This window comes from Acinetobacter amyesii, assembly GCF_002018365.1.
In the GTDB taxonomy this organism is placed as follows: domain Bacteria; phylum Pseudomonadota; class Gammaproteobacteria; order Pseudomonadales; family Moraxellaceae; genus Acinetobacter; species Acinetobacter amyesii.
Genome location: NZ_MVKX01000009.1, coordinates 96,776 through 120,329, shown reverse-complemented (window position 1 = coordinate 120,329; position 23,554 = coordinate 96,776). Strand labels below are relative to the sequence as shown.

The 23,554-nt window shown below is 40.6% G+C and carries 24 protein-coding genes and 1 pseudogene; 19 read left to right on the top strand and 6 right to left on the bottom strand.

Features of this window, described 5'->3' with window-relative positions; translation table 11 throughout:
- The first annotated feature begins 189 nt into the window (after positions 1 to 189).
- A complete protein-coding gene (gene mscL, locus B1202_RS13605) occupies positions 190 to 621 on the top strand; it encodes a large conductance mechanosensitive channel protein MscL (protein ID WP_078191149.1) in 432 nt (143 codons plus the stop codon).
- Between the two features lie 138 nt (positions 622 to 759).
- Positions 760 to 1,091: pseudogene (locus B1202_RS13600) on the top strand (gamma-glutamylcyclotransferase family protein).
- A gap of 37 nt (positions 1,092 to 1,128) precedes the next feature.
- Here B1202_RS13600 and B1202_RS13595 read toward each other — a convergent pair.
- Positions 1,129 to 1,410: a peptidylprolyl isomerase gene (locus B1202_RS13595; protein WP_067764891.1), complete on the bottom strand. Its 282-nt coding sequence runs from the start codon at positions 1,408 to 1,410 to the stop codon at positions 1,129 to 1,131.
- Complete coding sequence (mutM, locus tag B1202_RS13590) at positions 1,407 to 2,261, bottom strand: bifunctional DNA-formamidopyrimidine glycosylase/DNA-(apurinic or apyrimidinic site) lyase (RefSeq protein WP_078191147.1); 855 nt, start codon at positions 2,259 to 2,261, stop codon at positions 1,407 to 1,409. The genes B1202_RS13595 and mutM overlap by 4 nt, the downstream gene beginning before the upstream one ends.
- Positions 2,262 to 2,650: 389 nt before the next feature.
- On the opposite strand from mutM, the gene B1202_RS13585 reads away from it, so the two are divergent.
- From B1202_RS13585 to B1202_RS13570, 4 genes are all read left to right on the top strand, one after another.
- Positions 2,651 to 3,913, top strand: coding sequence for a carbohydrate porin (locus B1202_RS13585; RefSeq protein ID WP_078191146.1), 1,263 nt, complete (start codon positions 2,651 to 2,653; stop codon positions 3,911 to 3,913).
- Positions 3,914 to 3,931: 18 nt separating this feature from the next.
- On the top strand, positions 3,932 to 6,037 hold the full coding sequence (locus B1202_RS13580) for a TonB-dependent receptor (protein WP_078191145.1): 2,106 nt from the start codon (positions 3,932 to 3,934) through the stop codon (positions 6,035 to 6,037).
- Between the two features lie 12 nt (positions 6,038 to 6,049).
- Positions 6,050 to 7,165 (top strand): NADH:flavin oxidoreductase/NADH oxidase, encoded by a 1,116-nt coding sequence (locus B1202_RS13575; protein ID WP_078191144.1) that lies wholly within the window; start codon positions 6,050 to 6,052, stop codon positions 7,163 to 7,165.
- A 77-nt stretch (positions 7,166 to 7,242) separates the two neighbouring features.
- Complete coding sequence (locus tag B1202_RS13570; protein ID WP_078191143.1) at positions 7,243 to 8,172, top strand: AEC family transporter; 930 nt, start codon at positions 7,243 to 7,245, stop codon at positions 8,170 to 8,172.
- A 71-nt stretch (positions 8,173 to 8,243) separates the two neighbouring features.
- Here the strand turns inward: B1202_RS13570 and B1202_RS13565 are convergent, their stop codons facing one another.
- Positions 8,244 to 9,050 (bottom strand): tetratricopeptide repeat protein, encoded by an 807-nt coding sequence (locus tag B1202_RS13565; RefSeq protein WP_078191142.1) that lies wholly within the window; start codon positions 9,048 to 9,050, stop codon positions 8,244 to 8,246.
- A gap of 249 nt (positions 9,051 to 9,299) precedes the next feature.
- On the opposite strand from B1202_RS13565, the gene B1202_RS13560 reads away from it, so the two are divergent.
- Together B1202_RS13560 and B1202_RS13555 are read left to right on the top strand one after the other, a co-directional pair.
- A complete protein-coding gene (locus B1202_RS13560; RefSeq protein WP_078191141.1) occupies positions 9,300 to 9,545 on the top strand; it encodes a hypothetical protein in 246 nt (81 codons plus the stop codon).
- A 208-nt stretch (positions 9,546 to 9,753) separates the two neighbouring features.
- On the top strand, positions 9,754 to 10,935 hold the full coding sequence (locus tag B1202_RS13555) for a PQQ-dependent sugar dehydrogenase (RefSeq protein WP_078191140.1): 1,182 nt from the start codon (positions 9,754 to 9,756) through the stop codon (positions 10,933 to 10,935).
- A 108-nt stretch (positions 10,936 to 11,043) separates the two neighbouring features.
- On the opposite strand, the gene B1202_RS13550 is transcribed toward B1202_RS13555, so the two are convergent.
- The 3 genes from B1202_RS13550 to B1202_RS13540 form a co-directional block, all read right to left on the bottom strand.
- Positions 11,044 to 11,565, bottom strand: coding sequence for a hypothetical protein (locus tag B1202_RS13550; protein ID WP_078191139.1), 522 nt, complete (start codon positions 11,563 to 11,565; stop codon positions 11,044 to 11,046).
- 146 nt (positions 11,566 to 11,711) lie between these two features.
- Positions 11,712 to 12,434, bottom strand: a complete 723-nt coding sequence (locus tag B1202_RS13545; protein WP_078191138.1) for a YgfZ/GcvT domain-containing protein — start codon at positions 12,432 to 12,434, stop codon at positions 11,712 to 11,714.
- A gap of 117 nt (positions 12,435 to 12,551) precedes the next feature.
- Positions 12,552 to 14,651 carry a multicopper oxidase family protein gene (locus B1202_RS13540; RefSeq protein WP_078191137.1) on the bottom strand — a complete coding sequence of 700 codons (2,100 nt, stop codon included), beginning with the start codon at positions 14,649 to 14,651 and terminating at the stop codon, positions 12,552 to 12,554.
- A gap of 590 nt (positions 14,652 to 15,241) precedes the next feature.
- Here B1202_RS13540 and acnD point away from each other — a divergent pair.
- The 11 genes from acnD to B1202_RS13485 all read left to right on the top strand — a co-directional run bounded on the left by acnD (position 15,242) and on the right by B1202_RS13485 (position 23,270).
- Positions 15,242 to 17,857 (top strand): Fe/S-dependent 2-methylisocitrate dehydratase AcnD, encoded by a 2,616-nt coding sequence (acnD, locus tag B1202_RS13535; RefSeq protein ID WP_078191136.1) that lies wholly within the window; start codon positions 15,242 to 15,244, stop codon positions 17,855 to 17,857.
- Between the two features lie 222 nt (positions 17,858 to 18,079).
- The gene (locus tag B1202_RS13530; RefSeq protein ID WP_078191135.1) at positions 18,080 to 18,646 is read left to right on the top strand and encodes a hypothetical protein; all 567 of its coding nucleotides are present in this window, start codon (positions 18,080 to 18,082) and stop codon (positions 18,644 to 18,646) included.
- A gap of 130 nt (positions 18,647 to 18,776) precedes the next feature.
- The gene (locus B1202_RS13525; protein WP_078191134.1) at positions 18,777 to 19,007 is read left to right on the top strand and encodes an antitoxin; all 231 of its coding nucleotides are present in this window, start codon (positions 18,777 to 18,779) and stop codon (positions 19,005 to 19,007) included.
- Positions 19,007 to 19,426, top strand: a complete 420-nt coding sequence (gene vapC, locus B1202_RS13520; RefSeq protein WP_078191133.1) for a type II toxin-antitoxin system tRNA(fMet)-specific endonuclease VapC — start codon at positions 19,007 to 19,009, stop codon at positions 19,424 to 19,426. The genes B1202_RS13525 and vapC overlap by 1 nt, the downstream gene beginning before the upstream one ends.
- Positions 19,427 to 19,465: 39 nt before the next feature.
- A complete protein-coding gene (locus tag B1202_RS16395; protein WP_143221616.1) occupies positions 19,466 to 19,702 on the top strand; it encodes a zinc ribbon-containing protein in 237 nt (78 codons plus the stop codon).
- A 127-nt stretch (positions 19,703 to 19,829) separates the two neighbouring features.
- Positions 19,830 to 20,405: a DUF4126 domain-containing protein gene (locus B1202_RS13510; protein ID WP_078191131.1), complete on the top strand. Its 576-nt coding sequence runs from the start codon at positions 19,830 to 19,832 to the stop codon at positions 20,403 to 20,405.
- Positions 20,406 to 20,532: 127 nt separating this feature from the next.
- The gene (locus B1202_RS16780; protein WP_078191204.1) at positions 20,533 to 20,685 is read left to right on the top strand and encodes a DUF2569 family protein; all 153 of its coding nucleotides are present in this window, start codon (positions 20,533 to 20,535) and stop codon (positions 20,683 to 20,685) included.
- Positions 20,686 to 20,890: 205 nt separating this feature from the next.
- Complete coding sequence (locus B1202_RS13500; RefSeq protein ID WP_078191130.1) at positions 20,891 to 21,100, top strand: hypothetical protein; 210 nt, start codon at positions 20,891 to 20,893, stop codon at positions 21,098 to 21,100.
- A gap of 105 nt (positions 21,101 to 21,205) precedes the next feature.
- Entirely contained in the window at positions 21,206 to 21,463 is a 258-nt protein-coding gene (locus B1202_RS13495; protein ID WP_078191129.1) for a hypothetical protein, read from the top strand.
- Between the two features lie 755 nt (positions 21,464 to 22,218).
- Positions 22,219 to 22,461: a DUF6868 family protein gene (locus B1202_RS13490; RefSeq protein WP_078191128.1), complete on the top strand. Its 243-nt coding sequence runs from the start codon at positions 22,219 to 22,221 to the stop codon at positions 22,459 to 22,461.
- Positions 22,462 to 22,568: 107 nt separating this feature from the next.
- Positions 22,569 to 23,270 carry a DUF1003 domain-containing protein gene (locus B1202_RS13485; RefSeq protein ID WP_078191127.1) on the top strand — a complete coding sequence of 234 codons (702 nt, stop codon included), beginning with the start codon at positions 22,569 to 22,571 and terminating at the stop codon, positions 23,268 to 23,270.
- Positions 23,271 to 23,554 lie beyond the last annotated feature (284 nt).

Here is a 23,554-nt window from a genome sequence, read left to right as displayed (position 1 = left end):
CGACATGCATAATATTGATAAATCCTTTTTAATAGAGTGAATTACTATAGTGAAAAATGTTTTGTGTGAATTTTTATACATGGCATTTAGAATCTAATAAAAACCAAGTAAATTAGGTGGAAATAGTTATACAGATATAATGTATACTTCGTCACAAAATTAAAGCTGAAAAAAATTTCTGGAGATCACATGAGTATTATTCAAGAATTTAAAGAATTTGCCGTGAAAGGCAACGTGATGGACTTGGCTGTCGGTGTCATCATTGGTGGTGCGTTCGGTAAAATTATCGACTCAATGGTGAAAGATATCGTAATGCCATTGATTTCATGGATCTTGGGCGGTGATGTTGATTACTCAAATTGGTTCGTTGTTTTAGGCGATAATCCAAATAACCTCACCACGCTCAAAGCTGCACAAGATGCGGGCCTAAATGTCTTGGCATATGGTAACTTCCTAACCATCTTAATCAACTTCTTGCTTTTGGCATGGGTGGTGTTCTGGTTAGTGAAATTGATGAACAAAGTGCGCCGTCAAAAAGTTGAAGAGCCAGCTCCAGAAGCAACACCAGAAGATATCGAATTGCTACGTGAAATTCGTGATGAATTAAAACGTAAAGGCTAAGCTTTACTGCAAATTAAACGGCACATTTTGTGCCGTTTTTTTCGTCTGAAAGAAAAGCGGATTGAGCATCAAAATACTGGAGCTTGTCTTTGAATCTCACTAAGATAGCTGCTGATTTTTTAAACGGCTTGAACGTGGATGAACCATTTATTTGTCTATGGGACTTTGTGCCCAAACCGTGAAAATGCACATTGGTTAGAAAATATTGGCGGCACATGGCAGAAGGCCACAGTCAACGGAGTGGTACATACTTTAGATTGGGGGCCGGATAAAGGTTTGCCCGCGATTGTGCTCGATCAAGAAGCACCTCTTGTTGAAGGCTATTATTTCAGTACGGAAAATCTCTCGCAGCATTGGCCTGCCTTGGATGAATTTGAAGGTATGCAGTATCAACGTGTCAAAGTGAATGTACAGCTAGATTCAGGTGAGCAAAAGCCGCTTGGGTGTATGAAATGAAAAACGCAGCTTAAGGGCTGCGTTTTAAGTTGGACTGCTGTAAACAGCGGCTTAATCCATACGGAATTTAATTTCTAGTAAGTGCCAGCCAAATTGGCTTTTGATTGGACCATGCAGTTCACGTTCGGGTAGGGTAAAAACCGCTTTATCAATTGGGCCAACCAACTGGCCTTTTTTAATGTCGCCAAGCTCGCCGCCTTTTTTACCCGAAGGACATGTCGAATGCTGCTTCGCAATTTTGGCAAAGTCTGCACCGCCTTTGATTTTCTTTTTTAGTTGCTCACATAGTTCTTTATCTTTGACTAAGATGTGGCGAACAATCGCAGACTTCATGCTTTATTTCCTTTCAGGGTTTTCTTACTCAGCATTTTAACCTTTTTTAAAGGTTGGCACTCAGGGCAAAACACCGAAGCGCGCTGTCCAAGCTTAATATTTTGCAATGTGGTTTCACAGTTGATGCACATTTCACCTGCGCGTCCGTAGGCGAGTAGGGTTTGTTGGAAATAACCATTCTCGCCCATTGCATTGCTGTAATCGCGTAAAGTTGAACCGCCTAAATCAATCGCCTGTTTTAAAATGCGTTTGATTTCGATGACCATTTTTTCAACTTGTTCAAAACTCAAACTCGAAGCAGGCTGCGCAGGGTGTATGCCGAGGTTAAATAAGCTTTCCGTTGCATAAATATTGCCGACTCCGACCACAATATGATTGTCCATGATCGATACTTTAATGCCGGTCTGCTTATTTTTAAATTTTTGGAATAAGTATTCAGCATTAAACGCATCACTCAGCGGTTCAGGGCCAAGCGTGTCAATCAGTTTAGTTTGAGACGATGCATCTAACCATAAAATACAGCCAAAGCGACGTGGATCGTGATAGCGCAATTGCATATCTTCAAAATGAATTACCAGATGATCATGCTTTCGTAATTCTTCATGACCCTCACAAATCCGAAAACTGCCAGACATGCCTAAATGCCACAACATGCTGTCCTGTTCAAATTCAGCCAAAATATATTTTGATCGACGGCTGAGCTGAAGCAGCTTTTGTCCGACGAGTTTTTGAATGTCGTCAGGAATAGGCCAACGCAGGCTCGACTGAAAAACCTCAACTTTGAGAACCTTTTCATTCAATAATGGCAATAAACTGGTTTTAGTGGTTTCTACTTCTGGTAATTCAGGCATAAAGGTCGAAGCAATGGGTCATTCAAGTTATGCATACTATTGGGTCTAGCCCAACAGAATGCAAGTTTCATCGCGGTCTGAGGGAGTGTATGAATAGTTTATTGATTATTAATTGTGAGAATAATAAACCAATAAGTCACGATGATGAGTTTAAGTAAGCAATCGGAATTTTAAAATTTAATTTTGAACAAATATAAGATATTGAAAAATAATAACTAAATAAATTTCATAACAATAGATTTATTTAAATTCATTTATTGATAAATTAAAGTTTTGTGAATGATAAAAATAATGCTGAGATAGAACGTGAAAAATTATGTAATTTTTGTGACATTAGATTTCAAGCCTTGTGGCTTGTCTAGAGACTCTCTCCAGATTTAGGTTTTACCATGAAAAAATACAGTCTAGCTCTACTACCTGCATTTGTTGCAGCAGCCATGACACATGTTCACGCCGCAGAAGCATTCGACACTAAAGGTCAGTATATGCTCGGGGATTGGGATGGTAAACGTACCGAACTTGCACAACAAGGTGTGAAGTTTGAGGCCAATATTGCTGCTGATGCTGCCTATCTTGCTGATGGCGGTCGTAATCCGGGACATTCAGCAACGGTAGCTAGCCAATTGTGGTTAGGTACACAGCTTGATATGGAAAAACTCGCAGGTTGGGATGGTGTGACTGTGCGTGCCGTAATGACTGCTCGTCAAGGTCAAAGTACCTCAGTTCGTGATTTGCAAGGAGATGTTCCTCAATTGGCAAATGCACAAGCCAATTTTGGTCGTGGTAATCAGGACAGTCGCTTAACTGAATTATCGATTGAAAAGAATTTTAAAGAACAAGGTATTAGTGTTAAAGCCGGTCGTCTTGGTGTCGGTATGGACTTTAACGTGATGGCGTGTGATTTTGCCAGTAATGCCTTTTGTGCTGCACAAATGGGTAAATGGCAAGGTTCTATGTGGATGAATACCCCAGTTTCACAATGGGGTGGACGTGTGAAATACCAAGCAACGCCAGAACTTGCGGCACAAGTCGGTGTTTATGAATTTAACCCTGACAATGGTAATGCCAAAGCAGAAGGTCAAGGTTGGAGTCTAGATACAGATCATGCTGATGGCGTAACCATTCCCGTAGAATTGGTTTGGACACCAAAATCATTGGTCAATGGCTTACCGGGCAGCTACCGCTTTGGTGCGATGTACAACACTGCAGATAATGTAAAAAATCAAAAAGACATTATTTCGGGTGAAGCTGAAGATCGTACCTTTGGTGGTTGGGTAGCGATTGAACAACAGTTAACGTCTACAGGTGAAGGCAAACGTGGTTTGCATAGTTTTGCCAATTTTACTTGGCATGATCGTGTCACCACAAAAGTTGATAATTCACAGCAGTTGGGTTTGAAATACATTGGATTGACCGATCGTTTGCCTAACGATATGGTTGGCCTGGGCGTGAACCGTGTGCATGTCAATGATCGACTTTCTGCTGAGAAATTTGATGCAAGTGCAGAGTATAATGTCGAGTTGAACTATAGCCATAACCCGACGAAATGGTTGATGATTCGTCCAAGTTTACAATATGTGATTAACCCAGGCTCAACAAATCGAGTTGATGATGCTTTCCTAATTGGTTTAAGCTCTAAGGTAATCTTCTAATGTCAAAATAGGTGCTCTATGCAAAGTAAATTTAACGTCACATCATTTAAGACACATTTACTTTGCCTGACGGCATGTATTAGCCAGCAGCTGTATGCAGAAACAGGTTCTACGGAACCTGTTTTACTTCCTGAGATTACCATTGAAGCACCACGAACCAATACCACGTGGTTAAAAACACCTGCATCGGTATATCGGGTACAGCAGGCTGAAAATAATAACAATACTGGCGTGAATCTGTCTGAAACCTTAAAAGGTGTGCCCGGACTGCAACTGAATAACCGTGAAAACTATGCACAAGACTTGCAACTGTCTATGCGAGGCTTTGGCGCACGTTCAACCTTTGGTGTGCGTGGTATCCGTTTATATGTTGATGGAATCCCTGCGACCATGCCTGATGGTCAGGGACAGACGTCAAATATCGATATGAGTAGCTTAAATCATATCGAGGTATTGGGCGGGCCATTTTCCTCTTTATACGGTAATTCTTCGGGTGGGGCGATCTTAACAACGACCAAGCAAGGTACTGGAAAAGACTCTATCGAACTCGGCTATTCGGGCGGCAGTCATAATAAAAGTCGTGCTGACATTGTGTTGCAAGGTGGCTCAGAACAGGCCAATGAGCCTAGCTATGTCGTGAGTTCTTCTTATTTTGAAACCGATGGCTACCGTGATCATAGTGCTGCAAATAAGGTACTTAGCAATGCAAAACTGACTTGGGATCTGGATGATGGTTCCAAGGTCAATTGGATTGTGAATCATGTGGATATTAATGCCGATGATCCACAAGGTCTGAATCGGGAGCAATTGCGTCAAAATCCGAAACAGGTCAATGATGCCAATAATACCTATGATGTACGTAAGGAAATTAACCAAACTCAAACTGGGTTGACGTGGAAAAAACCATTGAATGAGCAGCATGAACTTAATGCAATGGTGTATATGGGGCAACGTGATGTGGTGCAGTATCAGTCCATCCCCCAAAATCCACAAAATAATGCGCGCCATGCAGGCGGTGTGATTGATTTTAGCCGTGACTATTATGGAACAGATATTCGCTGGACAGGCAAAGACCTCTTGCCGAATACGCGTTTTACTGCAGGCCTTGCCTTTGATTATATGGATGAAGACCGTAAGGGCTATGAAAATTTTGATGCCAATGGAAATTTTGGCAAGAAAGGCAATATTCGTCGAAATGAAAATAATACCTTGTGGAATTTAGACCCCTATGTACAAGCTTCGTGGAATTTTTTACCCAATTGGACTTTAGATACAGGGCTACGATATAGCAATGTTCATTATGAATCTGACGATAAATATGTCGTGGGTTTAAATAAGGATGACAGCGGTAAAACTGACTATGACAAAGTTTTACCGTCAGCAGCATTAAGTTGGAATATTGCGCCTCAACTCAATGCCTATGCCAGTTATGCCAAAGGTTTTGAAACACCGACCTTTACAGAAATGGCCTATTCTAAAGATGACGGCATGAATTTTGATTTAAAACCAGCCAGTAGCGATAACTACGAGCTTGGGCTTAAATCACAAAATGCATGGGGGAATTTCACGGCAGCGGTGTTCCAAAGTAAAACCCAAGATGACATCGTCTCTGCAGGAAGTATCAATGGTCGTGCAACCTATAAAAATGCCGATAAAACCTTACGTGAAGGTGTTGAGCTTTCGTGGAATAAACAGCTATGGCGAGATTTAAGTGCGCAAGCAAGTTACAGTTATATCGATGCCACTTTTGATGCCGCAATTCCTGACAGTGATGTCGTCAAAGGCACCTACATACCGGGTATTGCCAAAAACCAAGCGTTTGCCGCACTGAATTGGCAGCCAGATATTGGCTTTAATGCCGGCCTAGATGTTCGCTATATGGATAAAGTCTATGTCGATGACGCCAACAGTGATGCCGCGTCGAGCTATACCGTGGTTTCTGCCAACGCAGGTTATGTGTGGAAACAAGCAGATTGGAAAGTCAAAACCTATGTACGTGCAGATAATTTGTTTGATGAAAACTATGTCGGCTCAGTGATCGTCAATGATGGAAACGGACGCTTCTTTGAACCAGCGGATGGTTTGAATTGGAGTGCAGGATTAAGTGTGACCAAAGCCTTCTAAAAGGAGAGTGATGTGGCGTTGTTATTTCAACCAATTCAGTTTGGAACATTGGGGCTGAGTAATCGAATCGTGATTGCACCCATGTGTCAATATTCTGCCAATGAGCAAGGGAAGTTAAGCTATTGGCATGAGCAACAATGGGCGAATTATGCTTTGTCAGGTGCTGGACTATGTATCATCGAGGCAACGGCTGTACAGGCAGAGGGGCGCATTAGCTATGCAGACCTCGGTCTTTGGAATGATATGCAACGCGCACAGATGAAGGCACTATTGGCCAAGGTGAAATCACTTTCACCTATGCCATTTGCTATCCAACTGGCACATGCGGGTCGTAAGGCATCGACAGATAAACCGTGGGCAGGACGTGGACAACTACCACCAGATCATCCTCAAGGATGGCAAACTGTTTCAGCAAGTGATTTGCCCTTTAATGTCACAGATCATGCCCCCCATGCTTTAAGTCGAGATGAAATCCAAAAGATCATTCAAGACTTTGCCGATTCAGCAAAACGCGCGGTAGATGCAGGCTTTGACTTAATTGAACTACATGCCGCACATGGTTATTTGCTGCATCAATTTATGTCGCCATTGTCGAATCAGCGTAGCGATGAATATGGCGGCAGTCTGGAAAATCGCATTCGGCTGACGCTTGAAGTGTTCCAAGCCATGAAAAATGCCGTTCCTGAAGATTATCCAATTGGGGTACGTATTTCCGCAACCGACTGGATGGAATATACTGAAGCACCGAGTTGGGATCTAGACTCGGCAATTGGTTTGTCAAAAGCGCTTGCACAACTAGGCACAGCCTATATTCATGTTTCTAGTGGCGGCTTAGATGTTGCGCAAAAAATTCAATTACAAGCCAGTTATCAAGTGCCTTTTGCTGAAGCCATAAAGCAAGCCGTTCAGGTTCCCGTAATTGCTGTGGGTTTAATTACCGAAGCAATGCAAGCCGAAGGCATCTTACAATATGGCATGGCAGATGCGATTGGTCTTGCTCGTGCAATTCAATATGACCCGCGTTGGCCATGGCATGCCGCTGCTGAACTCGGTGAAAATTTAAAAATTTCTCCGCAGTACTTACGCTGTCAGCCGCATGCACAAAGAAGTCAATTTACGGCTTTCTAATTTTCAAAATAGAGGTTCGATCTACACTCTCAGGTTGAGGGTGTGGATGGAAGAGTCTATTACACAGGATATTTCGTATGGTCTTTGAGGTGATTGGTCCAATCTTTTTTCTTTTGGCCTTGGGATATCTGTCTGTAAAATGCAGTTTATTGAGCAAAGAACAAGTTGGAACCATTGGTGCATTTGTGATTAAAATTGCACTGCCGGCTTTGTTTTTTCAGTCATTAGCTTCTAAAGATTTGCATCAAATTTGGTATCCCGGCTATTTCTTTGTTTATACCGGAGTCACATTTTTATTGTATGGCATGGCCTATTGGCTATTGTCGACACATTTTAAAAATAATATGTCGCAAACAGCGGTACTGTCACTAGGCGCTGGCATGTCAAATACAGGCTTAATTGGCACTGCAGTCCTAAGCTTGTTGGTTGGTCAAAATGCGATGACCTATACCTCACTAATCGTCATTATTGAAAGTGTGCTACTGATTCCAACGGTGCTGGTCCTTGCGCAATTAGGAAGTTCACAGCAAAAAGCCAATATTGGCGACATCATCAAGAATACCTTATTGACCCTGTTAAAAAATCCACTCTTTGCAGGGGTAATGTTAGGGATTGGATTTGCAATTTTCCAAATCCGTTTGCCACATCAAATCAATGATGTACTGGCGATGTTAGGTCAAACAGCTTCACCACTGGCGCTGTTTGCAATTGGTGGTGGGATTGTCGGCATGAGCTTGAAGTATGTGAATGCTCAGAGTTTCTATTTGGTGATTTCAAGCAACTTGGTGATGCCTTTACTGACTTATTTTGGCTTACGCTATTTGACCGATGTCAGCCAAGAGATGTTATATGCAGGGACGATTATTGCCGCATTACCGATGCCGACGATTTTTGCCATGCTAGGACAAGTTTATGGCTTAAATGAAAAGACCTTAACGCCTTTGTTGATGAGTACCATCTTGGGCTTTGTCGTAACAGGTGTATTAATCAGTTTGTGGTGGGCGTGATTTTGATCAGCTCAAGATTTGCTTAAACCCATGAAAAAGCCCTGCATGTGCAGGGCTTTTTTTATGCTTAATTAACTCTTTTTCGCATTGGCTTTAGGTGCTTTGGCTTGTTCAGCAATCATTTTATCCACGGTTGCCAAAGATTCTTTCGCTTGCGGAATATTTTCTTTGGCTAATGCACTAAATATTTTTTTAGCTTCAGGCAAATTTTGCGGGATGATATTGCCATTTACAAACATATTGCCCACCGCCATTAATGCAGGGACATAGCCTTTTTTTGCTAATTCTTGAATGCTATTCAGACCTTGCTGAATAGGCTTTTCATTTTTAGCTTTAAAGCCAGCACTGATGTCATAAAGCGCTTTGGCATGAATCGCAGGGTAGTTGCCTTTTTTAATCAGCGGATCAAGTTTGCTGAGTGCCAATTTATCTGACTCAGGCTTATTTTCTGCAAAAAGTAAAATGGCATAGTCGATGGAGGCATCGTCAAAACCTGCCGAAGAAGCGCGTTCTAAATATTGTTTGGCCTTGTTGGTGTCTTGTTTTAAGCCCAGTGTACCCGTTGCATAATTTTTACCTAACACATAGTTAGCAACTGGGTAGCCTTTGGCTGCAGCCTGTTCATAGAGTTGGATGGCTTTTTTCTCATCCTTCGCTACGCCTTGACCTGTTTGAGTAAGATAGCCCAAATTATAAATGGCCTGAGCATTACCTTTTGCTGCAAGCTTGCTCAGTGTTTGGTAGGCGCCATTCATATCTTTGGCCTTGACCATAGCTTCCACTTTAGCAAATTCAGGATCGACGGCATCTGTTTTGGTTTCAGCAAAAGCGAATTGAGTGCTCATTGCTAAAATGCTTGCGAGTAGGATTTTTTTCATCTTAAAACCTTTTGTAAATCATACACATAATTCCGTTTATGTGTTTTGGTGGTTATTTTTGTCGGTTTTTACATCATAGGTAGATTTACGTAAATGTAAAGTGAGGAATTGTGATTTAAAGCGTTTTTATAAAATAATGTTGATTGCCCTTAGCGCTTTAAATGCCATGACTTTATTGCATCAAATGCCTTTGCAAAAAAGCAGGACTCTGATTTAATCGCGCATTGTTATTTTCTCAGAGGCAGCGCGATGTTTATTAAAGGCATTAAACGCAATTACGATAAAATTAATGCAGATGAATCGATTGCAGATGAAGATAAAATCGATGCGCTTTTGATGAAACTGGGTGCAGAGTTTTTAGTCAGTAAAGAGGATCGTGTTTATATTTTCAAAAAAGGCGATTTGGAAGCTAAATTTGATGCCAAACATGCGCGCGCCTATCATTTTAAAGAATATGTATGCAAAGACATGAATAAGTTGTTTCATGGATTTTGATTAAAATCATGATTTAAAAACGAAGAAGTGAGGGGGAATAAAGTTCCTCCTTATTTTTGTTTGTTGTGTACTGCACCAGCGTATGTGATTTAAAAAAACCTTAATTTTCAAAAATATAATATTTTCTAAAAATATAAATTGAATAAAATAGATACAAGGCATCTATGATGAATACAGATATACATGATTCATTGAGATGTATTTAAATATGATAAAAATAAGCGCCATCTTGATCTTTGGTTTCGTCTGTTCAATAACCAGTTGGGCGCAACAACCCAAGCTTGTACCTCATCCAATCCATTTAAAAAATGGCAAGCAGTTTTCATTAAATTTGCCTACAAATTTCGAGATCATTCCTGCTGCTGAAGGTCTCAAACGTGTTCGTTTTTTTGCGCAAGCACCTGATCGGAGAATGTTTGTCACGGATATGTATGATCTAACAGATAATAAAAAAGGTACTGTGTATATATTGGATGATTGGAATGCTGACACAGGTAAATTTGGCAAAATCATTCCTTATTTGACTGGTTTGAGAAATCCAAATTCAGTTCAGTTTTATACCGATGCTCAAGGACAGGATTGGCTCTATTTGGCGGAAACGCACCAACTGACACGGCAAAAATTCAACAGAGGTGAAACTCAGCCTTTGAGTAAGGCTGAAGTTTTAGCGACATTTCCAGATTATGGTTTGAGTTATAAATACGGTGGTTGGCATCTGACGCGGACGATTGCTATTGGTGGAAATGGAAAGATTTATGTGTCGGTTGGCTCGAGTTGTAACGCCTGTGTAGAAAAAGAAAAAGTGCGAGCTTCAGTCATCGAGATGAATCCTGATGGTTCAGAACAAAAGATTTATGCGACAGGTTTGCGTAATGCTGTTGGGCTAAAATGGATCGGCAGATTTCTATTTGCGACCAATCAAGGTTCTGATCATTTGGGAAGTAAAAATCCAGATGAAACTTTTTATGCGTTAAAGCGGGATGCCGATTATGGCTGGCCCGCATGTTATTCATGGCAGGGCAAAGTCTTGGCGGATGCTAAATTTAAACGTGCATCTGGCTGTAAAAATGTTCCATCGCCTTATGCATATTTTCCTTCACATTCCTCTGCATTAGGTTTTGATTATTTTGATGACCCTCATACGGATTCCACCATTAAAAATGCATTTTTAGTGGCCTTGCATGGCTCTACCGACGAGGCGATTGGTCATGGCTATCAAATTGCAATGATGCGTAAAGGACAAAAACTTGAAACCTTTATGGATGGCTTTTTAGTCGGGAAAACGGTGCTTGGGCGACCTGCTGATATTTATAAGATCGATGAAAAATCTTTTTATTTTTCGGATGATCGGGCAGGGGTGATTTATTATGTGAGGGAAAAAAATGAGTGATAAAAAGCCAAAGTTTTAGGCTTTGGCTTTGAGTGCTTAGGGATAGTCTGAAAATTTAGATGGTCAGACCAGATGTCAAAATTCTAGTTTATATACGGTCAAAAATGGCTAATCATAGCGTTTCAGTTCTAAGTCTTCATTCTTGAAATGGGCAATCGAAATATGATTATTTGCTGCAATATTCTTAAAGCGTAACCATAGAAAAAATTCAATAAGATTGATTCCAATTCCCCAAAAAGATGTATTTAAGAGGGTGAGTTGGGTGTCGTAGGCAACATGAAACTCGAAGCCTGTGCTACTGAAGCCAAAAGAGCTTTGCATAAAGAGAAAAAAGCCAGTTGTTACTTTTGGATAGTAAATGACTAAGGGTGTGATAATAATCGGGACAAGGCTTAAGCTGATCCAAAACAGTATTTTCAAGCCTAGAACATCTCTTTTCCAATATTTGATAGCGCCCATTAGCATGAAAAAGAGTTGGGCATACAGTACAAGAATAATAATCAAAACAAGTAGAGATAGCTGAATTGAAAGCAATTGATTGCCGAGTATGACCATGCCTAGAAGGGCAAAAATTCCGTAATAAAGGGCAATGATCTTGTGCTTTGGGTCTTGAAATTGTGTCTGATGCATCGTTATATAGTTTATTGTTAAAATTCGGAGTGCATTTTAGTTTAAAAATAGTCAAATTAACATGATGAATTTTAAAATTTAAAACTTAGATTTATTATAAAAGAAGATAGCTAAATGTAGCTATCTTCTGAATTTATTTAAGCTGACTACGGACGTGCCACATCACCATTCAATGCTTCAGGCAAGGCTAAAACAGTCACGTCTAACTCTTCTAAAGCTTCTGGACGTGCCACAACTAAAGCTACATAACCATTTTCTACAGCCGCGCTATTGACCACTTGTACGCCTTTATTCAGCTGTTCGCCTTGTGTAGGAGCAGCGCCTGTACCTTGAATTGCATGCAACCAAGCTTTCGGTTTGGCTTTAAACCATAAGCGTGCAATCACTTCCTGACCCAAATAACAGCCTTTGTCATAGTGGACACCTTCACGCTGATGTAGACGTAACTCTTGTGGTTGGAACACATGTTCAATGGCTTGGTCGATATAGGCCTGACCCGCTTGAATCGCTTGAATTTCCCATGCAACAACATCCGTCGGTTCCGAAGCAAATGTCGTTTCATCACCGACTAAACTTGGAAAAACTGCACCAGTTTCTTCAAGTTTCATCTTAGAAAATGCACCAAATTTTTTAATATGTTTGGCAAATTCTTCGGCTTGATCTGCTGTAGTGACAATAGAAAAACTTTCAGCACTGTGTTTGGTGAGCCATAAACCAAAATGAATACGGCCTTTGAGGTCGCAGATTGCAGTATAACGTGTTGCATTTTCTTCAAGGCGTTCAACATGCAAAGTCACTTGCCCTTGTAGAAATTTTTGTGCATCGACACCGTTGAGAGAAAAAGATGTGAATGCCATAGACGTTGTCATGACCAGCCTCAGTATAAATTTTAGATATCATTAATCATGTTATTTTGCAGCAAGCCGCAGTGTTAGGCAAACAAAAAGCCCATATTGATATGGGCTTTTGTACAGTATAGATCGGTCTTAGTGACTGTGTGTCGGCATATCGCTTGCAGTCATATCCATAGTGGAATGATGTGAAGGCGGTTCACTATTACAATCATATTGGTCGCCACAAATACGCACGGTTTCCATCATGCCTTGATCTTCATGGTCTAAAATATGGCAGTGCAGCACGAAGTCGCCTTCAAATTTTTCGTATTTACTGCGTACAAAGATTTTATAGCCCTGTTTGACGAAGAGCGTATCTTTCCAAACGCCTTTCATTCCATGATATTGCGAGTCAATATTTCCTGCACCATCTTTATCTGAGCTGCCGATGGCACTGACATCGACACCATTTTCATTCAATATTTTCACGACTTGGAATGGATTGACATGAATATGGAAGGGATGGCTTGCAACATTACTGCTCAACTCCCACTCTTGAGTTTGCCCGATTGGAAGCTTGCGGACATAGCTATGGTGGGTATGGTCTTCATCGTGGTAGGCATCGCCAAAGCTGATCAAGGTGCCTTCTTCGGCATGACGAATACCAAATTTAAAGCTGCCATCTGCATTGAATAGAATGTCAAAGTTGGTGATTTGCTTCGCCATCGTTTTGAGCATTTCATCGACTTCAGCAGTCATTAAACTCGCATGCGAGATAAAGGCTGATAAATCACCCTGTTCGAGCTGTGCAATCACTTCTGGTGCCAGTTTTAGTTGGGTGGCCTGACTTTTTAAGAAGTTAAACGGCGTTTGCTGCGGTAGTTGAGTTGCTTTTACATTGACCCAACCGAGGAGCTGTGTATTGAGTTTTTCTTCCGGTGCGCGACGCAGTAGCGGACTTGATTCAGGCGCATTAATTTCATCTTCTAGATTCAGCTTGGCATCGTATACACAGTATTTATTTGTGGTCGGGAAAGAGAGCATGGCATCAAAGCGATAACCCGGCTGAAAAATTTCAATCCCTTGCTTTTGGATTTTTCCCATGGTCAAGCCGTCTTGTGCAAGGGTATACAACGGTAATGTTTTCAGCGTCTTAAACTGTGAAGACATCGACTTACTTTGATACTTTTGACATTCACTAAGGGTTTGCTCTGCGGTAAAGAGCGCAGAATCAGGCAGTTCTTTGATGGTCAAACCAATGGTGTCACGGATACCGCCATGAATCATGCGCCAGCGGTGGTATTGGTTCTGATCCACCTTAATTTCACCAAACATTTTGCCATTGATACTGGTAAAACGATTTTCATCCGCCCATGAGGTTGGTATATCGAGTTTTGAATAATCTTCTAAGCTATAGATGCAGGGTGTGCCATTTACTTGGCTTAATTTGCTGTCGCAATCTTCATTGTATTGAATCTGCTGGAACAGCATGATTTTTTCATGGTCATACTGCTGGGTTTTTTGATTTTTCCATAAGATGTCCAAATCTCCAGTCTGCTGAATTTGCCCCTGACGAATGACAGGTTTCCGCTCTCCCTCAATAATCAAAGGGCCAGCCATGCCGCTTGAGACCTGAATCGCGGTTGAACCATGCACATGAGAGTGATACCAAAATGTTCCCGCAGGATGATTCGGTTCGATCTTAAATTCGTAATGAAAATCTTGCTGAGGTTTTAAGCTCAAAAATACGTTGTCACTATTTCCTTGCGGGCTAACCCAAAGACCATGTGTATGTAAATTTGTAGTGTTAAAACAGTTCCCTTGGTTAATATTGGTCACTGGACTTGGACAGGTCTCCGTCGATTCAACAGGAAGATGATTGACCAGATGAATTTTTAAATTGTCACCTTGTTTCGCACGAATTTGTGGGCCAACCAGTACATCAGAGACACTGCCATCGCTATTTTTCGAGTTCCAGAGTTCAGGTTTAGTCAGATAGCCTCTGACTTGTAATAGGTCATTTTCACCGGTTTCAGGGTCGTATAAGGCTTGGCGTTTATAGGCAATTAGCAGTTCATGCACACCTTGTGCATTGGCTTTCAAACGTGGTGGATTCGAGACGACCGTCGGTGAGTCTACTTCCTCTTCTTGAATCGTCGAATCTGTTGTCGATTGGTCGTTGTCGCCACAGGCAATGAAGCTGAGACAGCTTAAGAGGCAGCCAGCCCCAATGATGGTTTTAAATTTTGTCATGATCTTTCCCCAAAGCATAATGACGGTAGAACAGTAGTCGCTGATTTTTTAGCTAAGGTTTTGTAAATATTGTGATTATTTTGGCGAATACAGCGAGTTACTGTCCTTGTGTGTCGTGTTTTTATTATCTGAGAGTGGGGTGATTCGACGCTATCCCTGCAAATAGGGATAAATTGAGAATTAAGATAAAATAAATAATAAAACCGTGTTTTGATTCACATTATGACTTTGAGGTGCAATGAGCTAATGAAGTAATTTAATGCCCTGATTATTAAATACTAAAATTGATAAGACTAATTTTTAATCAATTTGGTTGATGTTTAGATTAAATATTATGCAGTGCAATTTACCTTAGACTAAAGAATGAGGCGGATTTGCAGCTATTTTTCAAAAAAATTCACATTTAGAGCGAATATTCCAAAGTTAGTGTAACTAAATATTTCAAAAACCCCTGTTTTTATATTTAACCCTATGAAATATATGAAATTTGGGAAATGGGTTTTCGGCAGTGTAGTATGCCTATCGAACAAAGATGAATTGTCTATGAAAAAGACAACGCAAAAAAATGAAAGACCGAGGGCAGGAACGCTATGAACAACAACTACCGTAAACCGCTGCAAGGCACCCAGCTAGAATACTTCGATGTACGCCAAGCCGTAGAAGATATTCAGCCAGGCGCATACGCAAAACTCCCATATACATCTAAAGTCCTTGCAGAGCAGTTGGTTCGTAAATGCGACCCTGCAATCTTAGAACAGTCATTAAAAGAGCTGATTAGCCGCAAACAAGACCACGATTTCCCTTGGTACCCTGCACGTGTGGTATGCCATGACATCCTTGGTCAAACAGCATTGGTTGACCTTGCAGGCTTGCGTGATGCCATTGCAGACCAAGGCGGCGACCCGTCAAAAGTCAATCCTGTTGTTCCAACGCAGCTGATCGTTGATCATTCTCTAGCTGTAGAGTTTGGCGGTTTTGACCCAGATGCTTTTGAGAAAAACCGTGCGATTGAAGACCGTCGTAACGAAGACCGTTTCCATTTCATTGAATGGACAAAAACAGCCTTTGAAAATGTCGATGTGATCCCTGCGGGCAACGGTATCATGCATCAAATCAACTTGGAGAAAATGTCTCCAGTAATTCAAAACCGTGATGGTTTAGCATTCCCAGATACCTGCGTGGGTACAGACTCACATACGCCGCATACTGATGCATTGGGCGTAATTTCTGTCGGTGTCGGCGGTCTAGAAGCTGAAAATGTCATGCTCGGCCGTGCATCTTGGATGCGTCTGCCTGACATCATTGGCGTAGAACTTGTAGGCCAGCGTCAAGCCGGCATTACCGCAACTGATATCGTGTTAGCGCTTACAGAATTCTTGCGTAAAGAACGTGTAGTCGGTGCGTATTTAGAATTCTTTGGTGAAGGTGCTGACAGCATGTCTGTGGGTGACCGTGCAACGATCTCTAACATGACCCCTGAATATGGCGCAACGGCTGCGATGTTCTACATCGACCAAAATACTATCGATTACCTAACGCTAACAGGCCGCGAAGCGGATCAAGTGAAATTGGTTGAAAGCTATGCCAAAGAAATCGGTCTTTGGGCGTCTGATATGACAGCAGCGGAATACCCACGTGTATTACGTTTCGACCTTTCAACAGTGACTCGCAACATTGCAGGTCCATCGAACCCACATGCACGTGTATCGACGGCTGACTTAAAAGCCAAAGGCATTGCAGGCAACTTAGAAGCAGCACGTGCGCAAGAAGCAGAAGGTTTAATTCCAGATGGCGCTGTGATCATCGCTGCAATTACATCATGTACCAATACCTCAAACCCCCGTAATACCGTGGCTGCAGGCTTGCTTGCACGTAAGGCGAATGAACTAGGCTTAGTGCGTAAACCTTGGGTGAAATCATCTTTTGCACCGGGTTCTAAAGCAGCCGCTTTATACCTTGAAGAAGCGGGTGTATTGGGTGATTTAGAAAAGCTTGGCTTTGGTATTGTTGCCTATGCATGTACCACTTGTAACGGTATGTCAGGCGCTCTCGATCCAGTGATTCAACAAGAAATTATTGACCGTGATGTGTACGCAACGGCGGTACTTTCAGGTAACCGTAACTTTGACGGCCGTATCCATCCTTATGCAAAACAAGCATTCTTGGCTTCTCCACCTTTAGTTGTGGCTTATGCCATAGCGGGTACGATTCGTTTTGATATCGAAACCGATTCACTGGGCAATGACAAAGACGGTAATCCAATTTACCTGAAAGACATTTGGCCGTCAGATGCTGAAATTGATGCTTTGGTAAAAGAAGCGGTTAAACCTGAACAGTTTAAGAAAGTGTATATCCCAATGTTTGACTTGGGTGAGCGTGAAAAAGCGGCAAGTCCGTTATACGACTGGCGTCCGCAAAGTACTTATATCCGCCGTCCGCCGTATTGGGAAGGGGCTTTGGCTGCACCGCGTACACTTGCAAATATGCGTCCGCTTGCGATTCTGCCTGACAACATCACCACAGACCATTTATCGCCTTCAAATGCGATCATGATGGATTCGGCTGCGGGTGAGTACCTGCATAAAATGGGCGTGCCTGAAGAAGACTTTAACTCATACGCAACCCACCGTGGTGACCATTTGACTGCGCAGCGTGCGACATTTGCTAACCCGAAATTGTTCAATGAAATGGTGGTTCGCTCTGACGGTACGATCAAGCAAGGTTCAAAAGCGCGTGTAGAGCCTGAAGGCGAAGTGATGCGTATGTGGGAAGCGATTGAAACATATATGAACCGTAAGCAGCCGCTCATCATCATTGCAGGTAAAGACTACGGTCAGGGTTCGAGCCGTGACTGGGCTGCCAAAGGTGTGCGTCTTGCAGGAGTAGAAGTGATTGTGGCGGAAGGCTTTGAGCGTATTCACCGTACAAACTTGGTGGGTATGGGCGTGTTACCGCTTGAGTTTAAAGCAGGAACTGACCGTAAAACTTTGAAGTTAGATGGTACAGAGCTGTATAGCGTGATTGGCAATATTGCGCCTCGTTCTGACCTGACTTTGGTGGTTGAGCGTTCTACAGCAGACGGTAAAAATGAAATCATTAAAGTGCCTGTGACTTGCCGTTTAGACACTGAAGAAGAAGTGCATGTGTATGAAGCGGGCGGTGTGTTGCAGCGTTTTGCACAGGACTTTTTAGAAGGGAATGTTTAAAAATCTCCCCTAGCCCCTTTTTGAGAAAGAGGGGAACTCCCTCCTTTTTTAAAGGAGGGTTGGGGTGGATTAAAGCTATTGATATTGTTTAAAAAAAGACCCTACATTTATGTGGGGTTTTTATTAGTGAAAGAGATGATCATTGTATTACAAAGCTTTACACTTGGATACTTATGAAACTTTTTAGCTCTCTGTATTTTCTCTATTAAAGCGATAAATAAAGTGAATATTTTAGAAAAATTTATTAAACAAATAGATGCTAGAACCAATGAAAACCAAAATGCGTTTAATTTGTTATATGAGAAAAAATGTTATGGGGTTTGTATTGGAATTATTCGACAAGAATTAGATAGCCTTTTAAGAGCAAGTTATTTAATTGATTTAAATAGTTATACGTTTAGATTTAATGCATTTGATTTAATTAAAAATAGTGTTGAAGTTGGTGAATGGAAATTTTTGAATAGTAACCATAAAATGCAAAGAGTCACAGACAGAGATATGCTTAGTGAAGGGGGATGGGAAGAGGTAGTATATAATTTTGGATGTGGGTTGATACATTTATCCGACAAGCATTTATATAGAGATTGGGATCCTATTCTTAAGATTAAAAAAGAAGAAAAAGACAGAATTATTGGTTATTTAAGTTTTTATCATGGCTTTAGCAAAAAAGAAGTAGATATGAATGACATTATTGAGTATTTACCTAAAATATATAAAAAAATTTATGAAAATATTGAATGTTACTTAGAGATGTATGTTGAAATAAATGATGAAAAAAAGATCTTCTAAATTCGGATCAAAAAGATAGCTTATAGAAAGGGGATAAATTGATTTTTTAAAAAGATAGAGAACTATTGCTTGAAAAACTTACATATGATACCTATCATAAGATATATATCAAAACTTATGGAGTCGCTTCATGACTACAGCAAAAGTTTTTATGACAGGTCGCAGTCAAGCTATTCGGTTACCTAAAGAATTTCGCTTTGAAGGCAAGGAAGTTGAAATCTTCCGCCGTGGCGATGAGGTTATACTGCGAGAAAAACCAGTTACAGCAGATCAACTATTTAAAGTTTTGGCGCAAATGCCAGACGACTTTTATGCAGAAACAAGAGTGGATGAACCACCGCAAGAACGAGAAGAGTTCTAATGCCAACACAATATTTATTAGATACCAATATTTGTATTTATATCACCAAGCATCAACCCGAAATTGTTCGTCAGCATTTTGAAAAACATTTACCTGACGGCAATATTTTTATCTCAGTGATTACTTTGGGTGAACTTCGCTTTGGTGCGGAAAAAAGCCAATGGAAAGACAAAGCTTTCAAAGTCATTGATGAATTAACTTCAATCATTCCTGTTATAGAGATAGATGAACACACCGCCGTACACTATGCTCAAATTCGAAAAGAGTTAGCGCTTCAGGGGAAAATTATTGGCAATAACGATTTATGGCTAGCTGCGCATGCACGATCAAATAATTGGGTTATGGTCACAAACAATGAAAAAGAATTTCTGCGTGTAGACGAACTGCAAGTAGAGAACTGGCTCAGCAAATCGCTGTAAACCCATCAAAATTTCCATTCGAAATTATGCTTTGCCTAAATGCCATTATCAATTGTCGAAATGACCAATAGACATTCATCACAAGAGGGTTATACTGAATCTACCATTTCTAAAAACACATGGAGAACAAAAATGGTTACTGCTGGTCAAAAACCCGGAACAGGCTTCTATTTTTGTGTTCAATGCGGACACCGCGTCTACTTAGAAATTGGTACTGATCGTTTACCACCGTGTACCAAATGCCAAGGCAATCAATTTAACAATAAGAATGCTTAAGCTGCAAAACACTAACAGTTATCCGCTGTTTAGAAAGAAAAGCCCTATCACTCGATAGGGCTTTTTGCTAACGTATAACACAGCATATATAAAAACAAATTGTACGTTTGACCATTCGGAGAAGCCCATGGAAACAATATTAGGACTGTGTATCGGTATTGGCTTAAGTGCTGCCTGTGGCTTCCGTGTCTTTGTACCTTTATTGGTGATGAGTGTTGCTTCAATTTTAGGACTATTCGAACCGATGAAAGGATTCGAATGGTTGTCTATGCCTGCAGTATGTATCGGCTTAGCAATTGCGACGGTTTGTGAAATCGCTGCATACTATATCCCTTGGGTAGACAATGCCCTCGACACCATTTCAACACCTGCAGCTATGATTGCAGGGACCATCGCCACAATGGCAGTAAGTTCAGGTGAAATGTCCCAATTTGCCAGTTGGGCGGCAGCAATTATCGTCGGTGGTGGTACAGCAACAGCAGTGCAAATGAGTACCGTCGCTGCGCGTGGCGTCTCTACCGCAACCACAGGTGGCGTTGCAAATCCGATCTTATCTACAGGGGAATGGATTGGCGCGGCTGTCTTGTCTGTAATGGCCTTTTTAGTCCCATTTTTTGTGGTGATCTTAGTGATTGCAATCGTGATCTGGTTAGTTCGCCGCATTCGCCAAAAACGAACTGTACAGGTCGATACCCCTTTATAAACCAATCAACATTTCACTCTAAAATGAATCTATCTTTTAGAGTGAGTGATCTGCGTGTTTGCTTAATAAATATAGAAATAAAATCAGAAACTGAGTTTTTGGCAGCGTTTGATAAAGATTATAAAAAATTATAAGAAGTGCTACTGATACAGAAAGCATCATACAGTTAGCGACGAGTACTATAGGTTGTCTGATTTGGACGCCGTATTTGTTGATGTCAGTTCGAGTGAAAATACTTTTATTTAACATTCCAAGCACTCGGCTTAAGCGCAAAAAATGAAATCGAGCAATCCCACCTATCCATCTTAAAAGAGCACATCATTCTGCGTTTAAGTCATCCAAGAGACGGCTAAAAAAATCTTTAAAATATGATTGATTTTTAAACAATAAAGGCATAGTTTTAGTATGTGATTAAAAATCACATACTTTTTATATGGGTTTGTTTGATCTTTGAATTTTATAAAAAATAATGAGGGGAATGGTAGATGATTAAATTTATAGTCGATGAAAATGCCTTAACGAATGGCTCGCATTTAATTCACAATGGTACGCAAGGATGTGTAGACATGCCGCAATTTGACCAGCAAATATTGATTGGTTATTTTGCCAATTTCGAACTCGCCTATAAGCGTGCACGAATGAGTTGGCCAACAGAAAAAGTGGTCGGTTGCGATAAATGCTGTAGTCAAAGCTAGAAATTCAACATGCATTAACCTTGAAATAAAGCTGTATATCCAAGAAAAATGGCGCAGAAATTGCTAACTAAAACAGGTAATCGCGTGATTAATAGGATATACAGCATGACTACAGAAACCATCCGCTCTACAAAATATCCAGCACAGGCACATGCCTATTCAGCATGGCCTTTGATCCTGATCATCATTGGTGGTGCGATTGGACTGGTATATGCCGTGATTGCATATCTGATCAATCTCAAAATATATGCATCAGACCTCAGTCGAATGAATAAAATTTTGGCCAATTTACTCTGTGGCATGGCGGCATGTAGTGGTTGGTGGTATAGCGCACAGTGGGTACAAAGCTATTTAGCTCATTGACCAATAACACATTGAATAAATCAACCTTGATATCAGCAGAACATGGATAGGCTTAGTTCATCGTTGTTCATTTAACGATGTTTTGTGAGTCGTGTTCAACCTAGATGGATGAAGCACAGGGGATGAATGCTCAGTGGCGATACCTTTTAGACTTTAGCGCTGTGTTTGCACGTTAAGTCTGGTGTGAAAGAAAATTTTCTTAAAATTGACCATATCTGCAGATAAAAAACGCTGAAATGAGCTGAAAAGATAAAATATCCTGCTAAACCTAAAATGGCTGAAAAAATTTGCTGAATTTGAAGAAAATTAGAAAAACTTAGGAAATTAATCCCGATGCCCTTTGGTTAAAGTATATCTCAAGGGTGTGATAGAGATTGAAAAGAGTAGCATGCTGTCAGTGGTGCAAAACACGCGTACAGTACTCACCCAAAAGGTCTCGATTCAGCTTAGGACGCTATAAACCAGAAGTTTATAGGCTATAAGATCATGACTTACAAAGTGATGATAGTTGAAGTAAACAACATTGTTTTCTCTTATACCACCCCAAAAATTTAAGCCAAAATAAAAAACAATAATAAATCATTACTCCTTTAATCCGCACAAAACAAACCACACCAGTTAGATCAGCACAAGCTCAAAGATCGTCAGGCATCTCTCTTAAAAATAGTCCAAATCTAAGCGGAAATTTAAAAGCAATATTCAATTGCTCGAAAGGGGCATAAACTAAGGATAAAAATACGCTTAGGAGATTTGTCATGAACTTGAGTCATTTAAGCGATTTCTTGCTGTATAGCCTAGTGATTAACTATCTGATTTTAATCATTTGGTTTGTGGTATTTGTCTTTGCTAAAGATTGGATGAAACGCCTGCATGGGCAGTGGTTTAAACTGAGCGATCAGCAGTTTGACGCTATTCATTATGGTGGAATGGCTGTCTATAAAATTGGTATTTTACTTTTGAATTTAACCCCCTACATTGCACTGCACTATCTAAAATAAGCTTAAATCATAAAAAATATTAGGTGTAAAAGCACAAGCTGCTTGCATTAAATTTAGGCAAAACAGTATGCTCAAAAGAACATAAAATTCAATTGGGCAAGACAAGAATGAACGGGAAAGTAGAATGCCGTACTTGTTTGGTGTGCAAAAAAAATTTCCCACTGAAAAATATGATTCCAATGGGAACCGTGCGTAAAGTCATTACAGAAGAAATTGCTCAGGATTTTCCTGAATCTGGTGCTCAGGACTATATATGCCAAACTGATTTGACCAAATACCGTATGCAATATGTACAGTCAATTTTGAACTCTGAACAAGGCGAAGTCTCCAATTTAGAATATGAGGTGCTGAACAGCATGCAGCAGCATGATCTGATTAGCAAAAATGTTGAAGAAAAGCTGGATCAGCAGTGGAGTTTTGGCGAAAGGCTTGCGGATAAAATTGCAACATTTGGCGGTAGCTGGGCATTTCTTATTTGTTTTACATTGTTTTTAGCGGTGTGGATTTTAGTCAATACGGTGGTGATGGTGAAGCATCCTGCTGATCCTTATCCTTTTATTTTGCTGAATTTGATGTTGTCTTGCCTCGCTGCCATACAAGCGCCCATTATTATGATGAGTCAAAACCGTCAAGAAGCCAAAGACCGCATGCGTTCGGAGAATGATTATCAGGTGAATTTAAAAGCTGAATTAGAAATTCGCCATTTACATGAAAAGATAGATCATTTGTTGATGCATCAATGGGATCGTCTTGCCAAGATTCAGGAAATTCAGTTGGATTTGCTGTCCGAAATGAGTAAAAAGAAGTAATAGTTTGCTTTGAACAGCGTAAATAATTGTTGTTTGAGTACTAGGTTATGGCGAAAATTCTCGGTAAATGTCATTTATAAGATGAAAAAAATTGATAAAAAACCATGGTTAGGAAAAATATTTTCAATATATCTTTAAATGTGAAAAATATTTTTAAAATAAGCTGAAAACAGTAATTTTCAGGGAAACAATCCCTCATCGATAGCACTACTATATATCTCAAGGGTGTTACAGAGATTGAAAAGAGTAGCATGCTGTCAGTGGTGCAAAACACGTGTACAGTA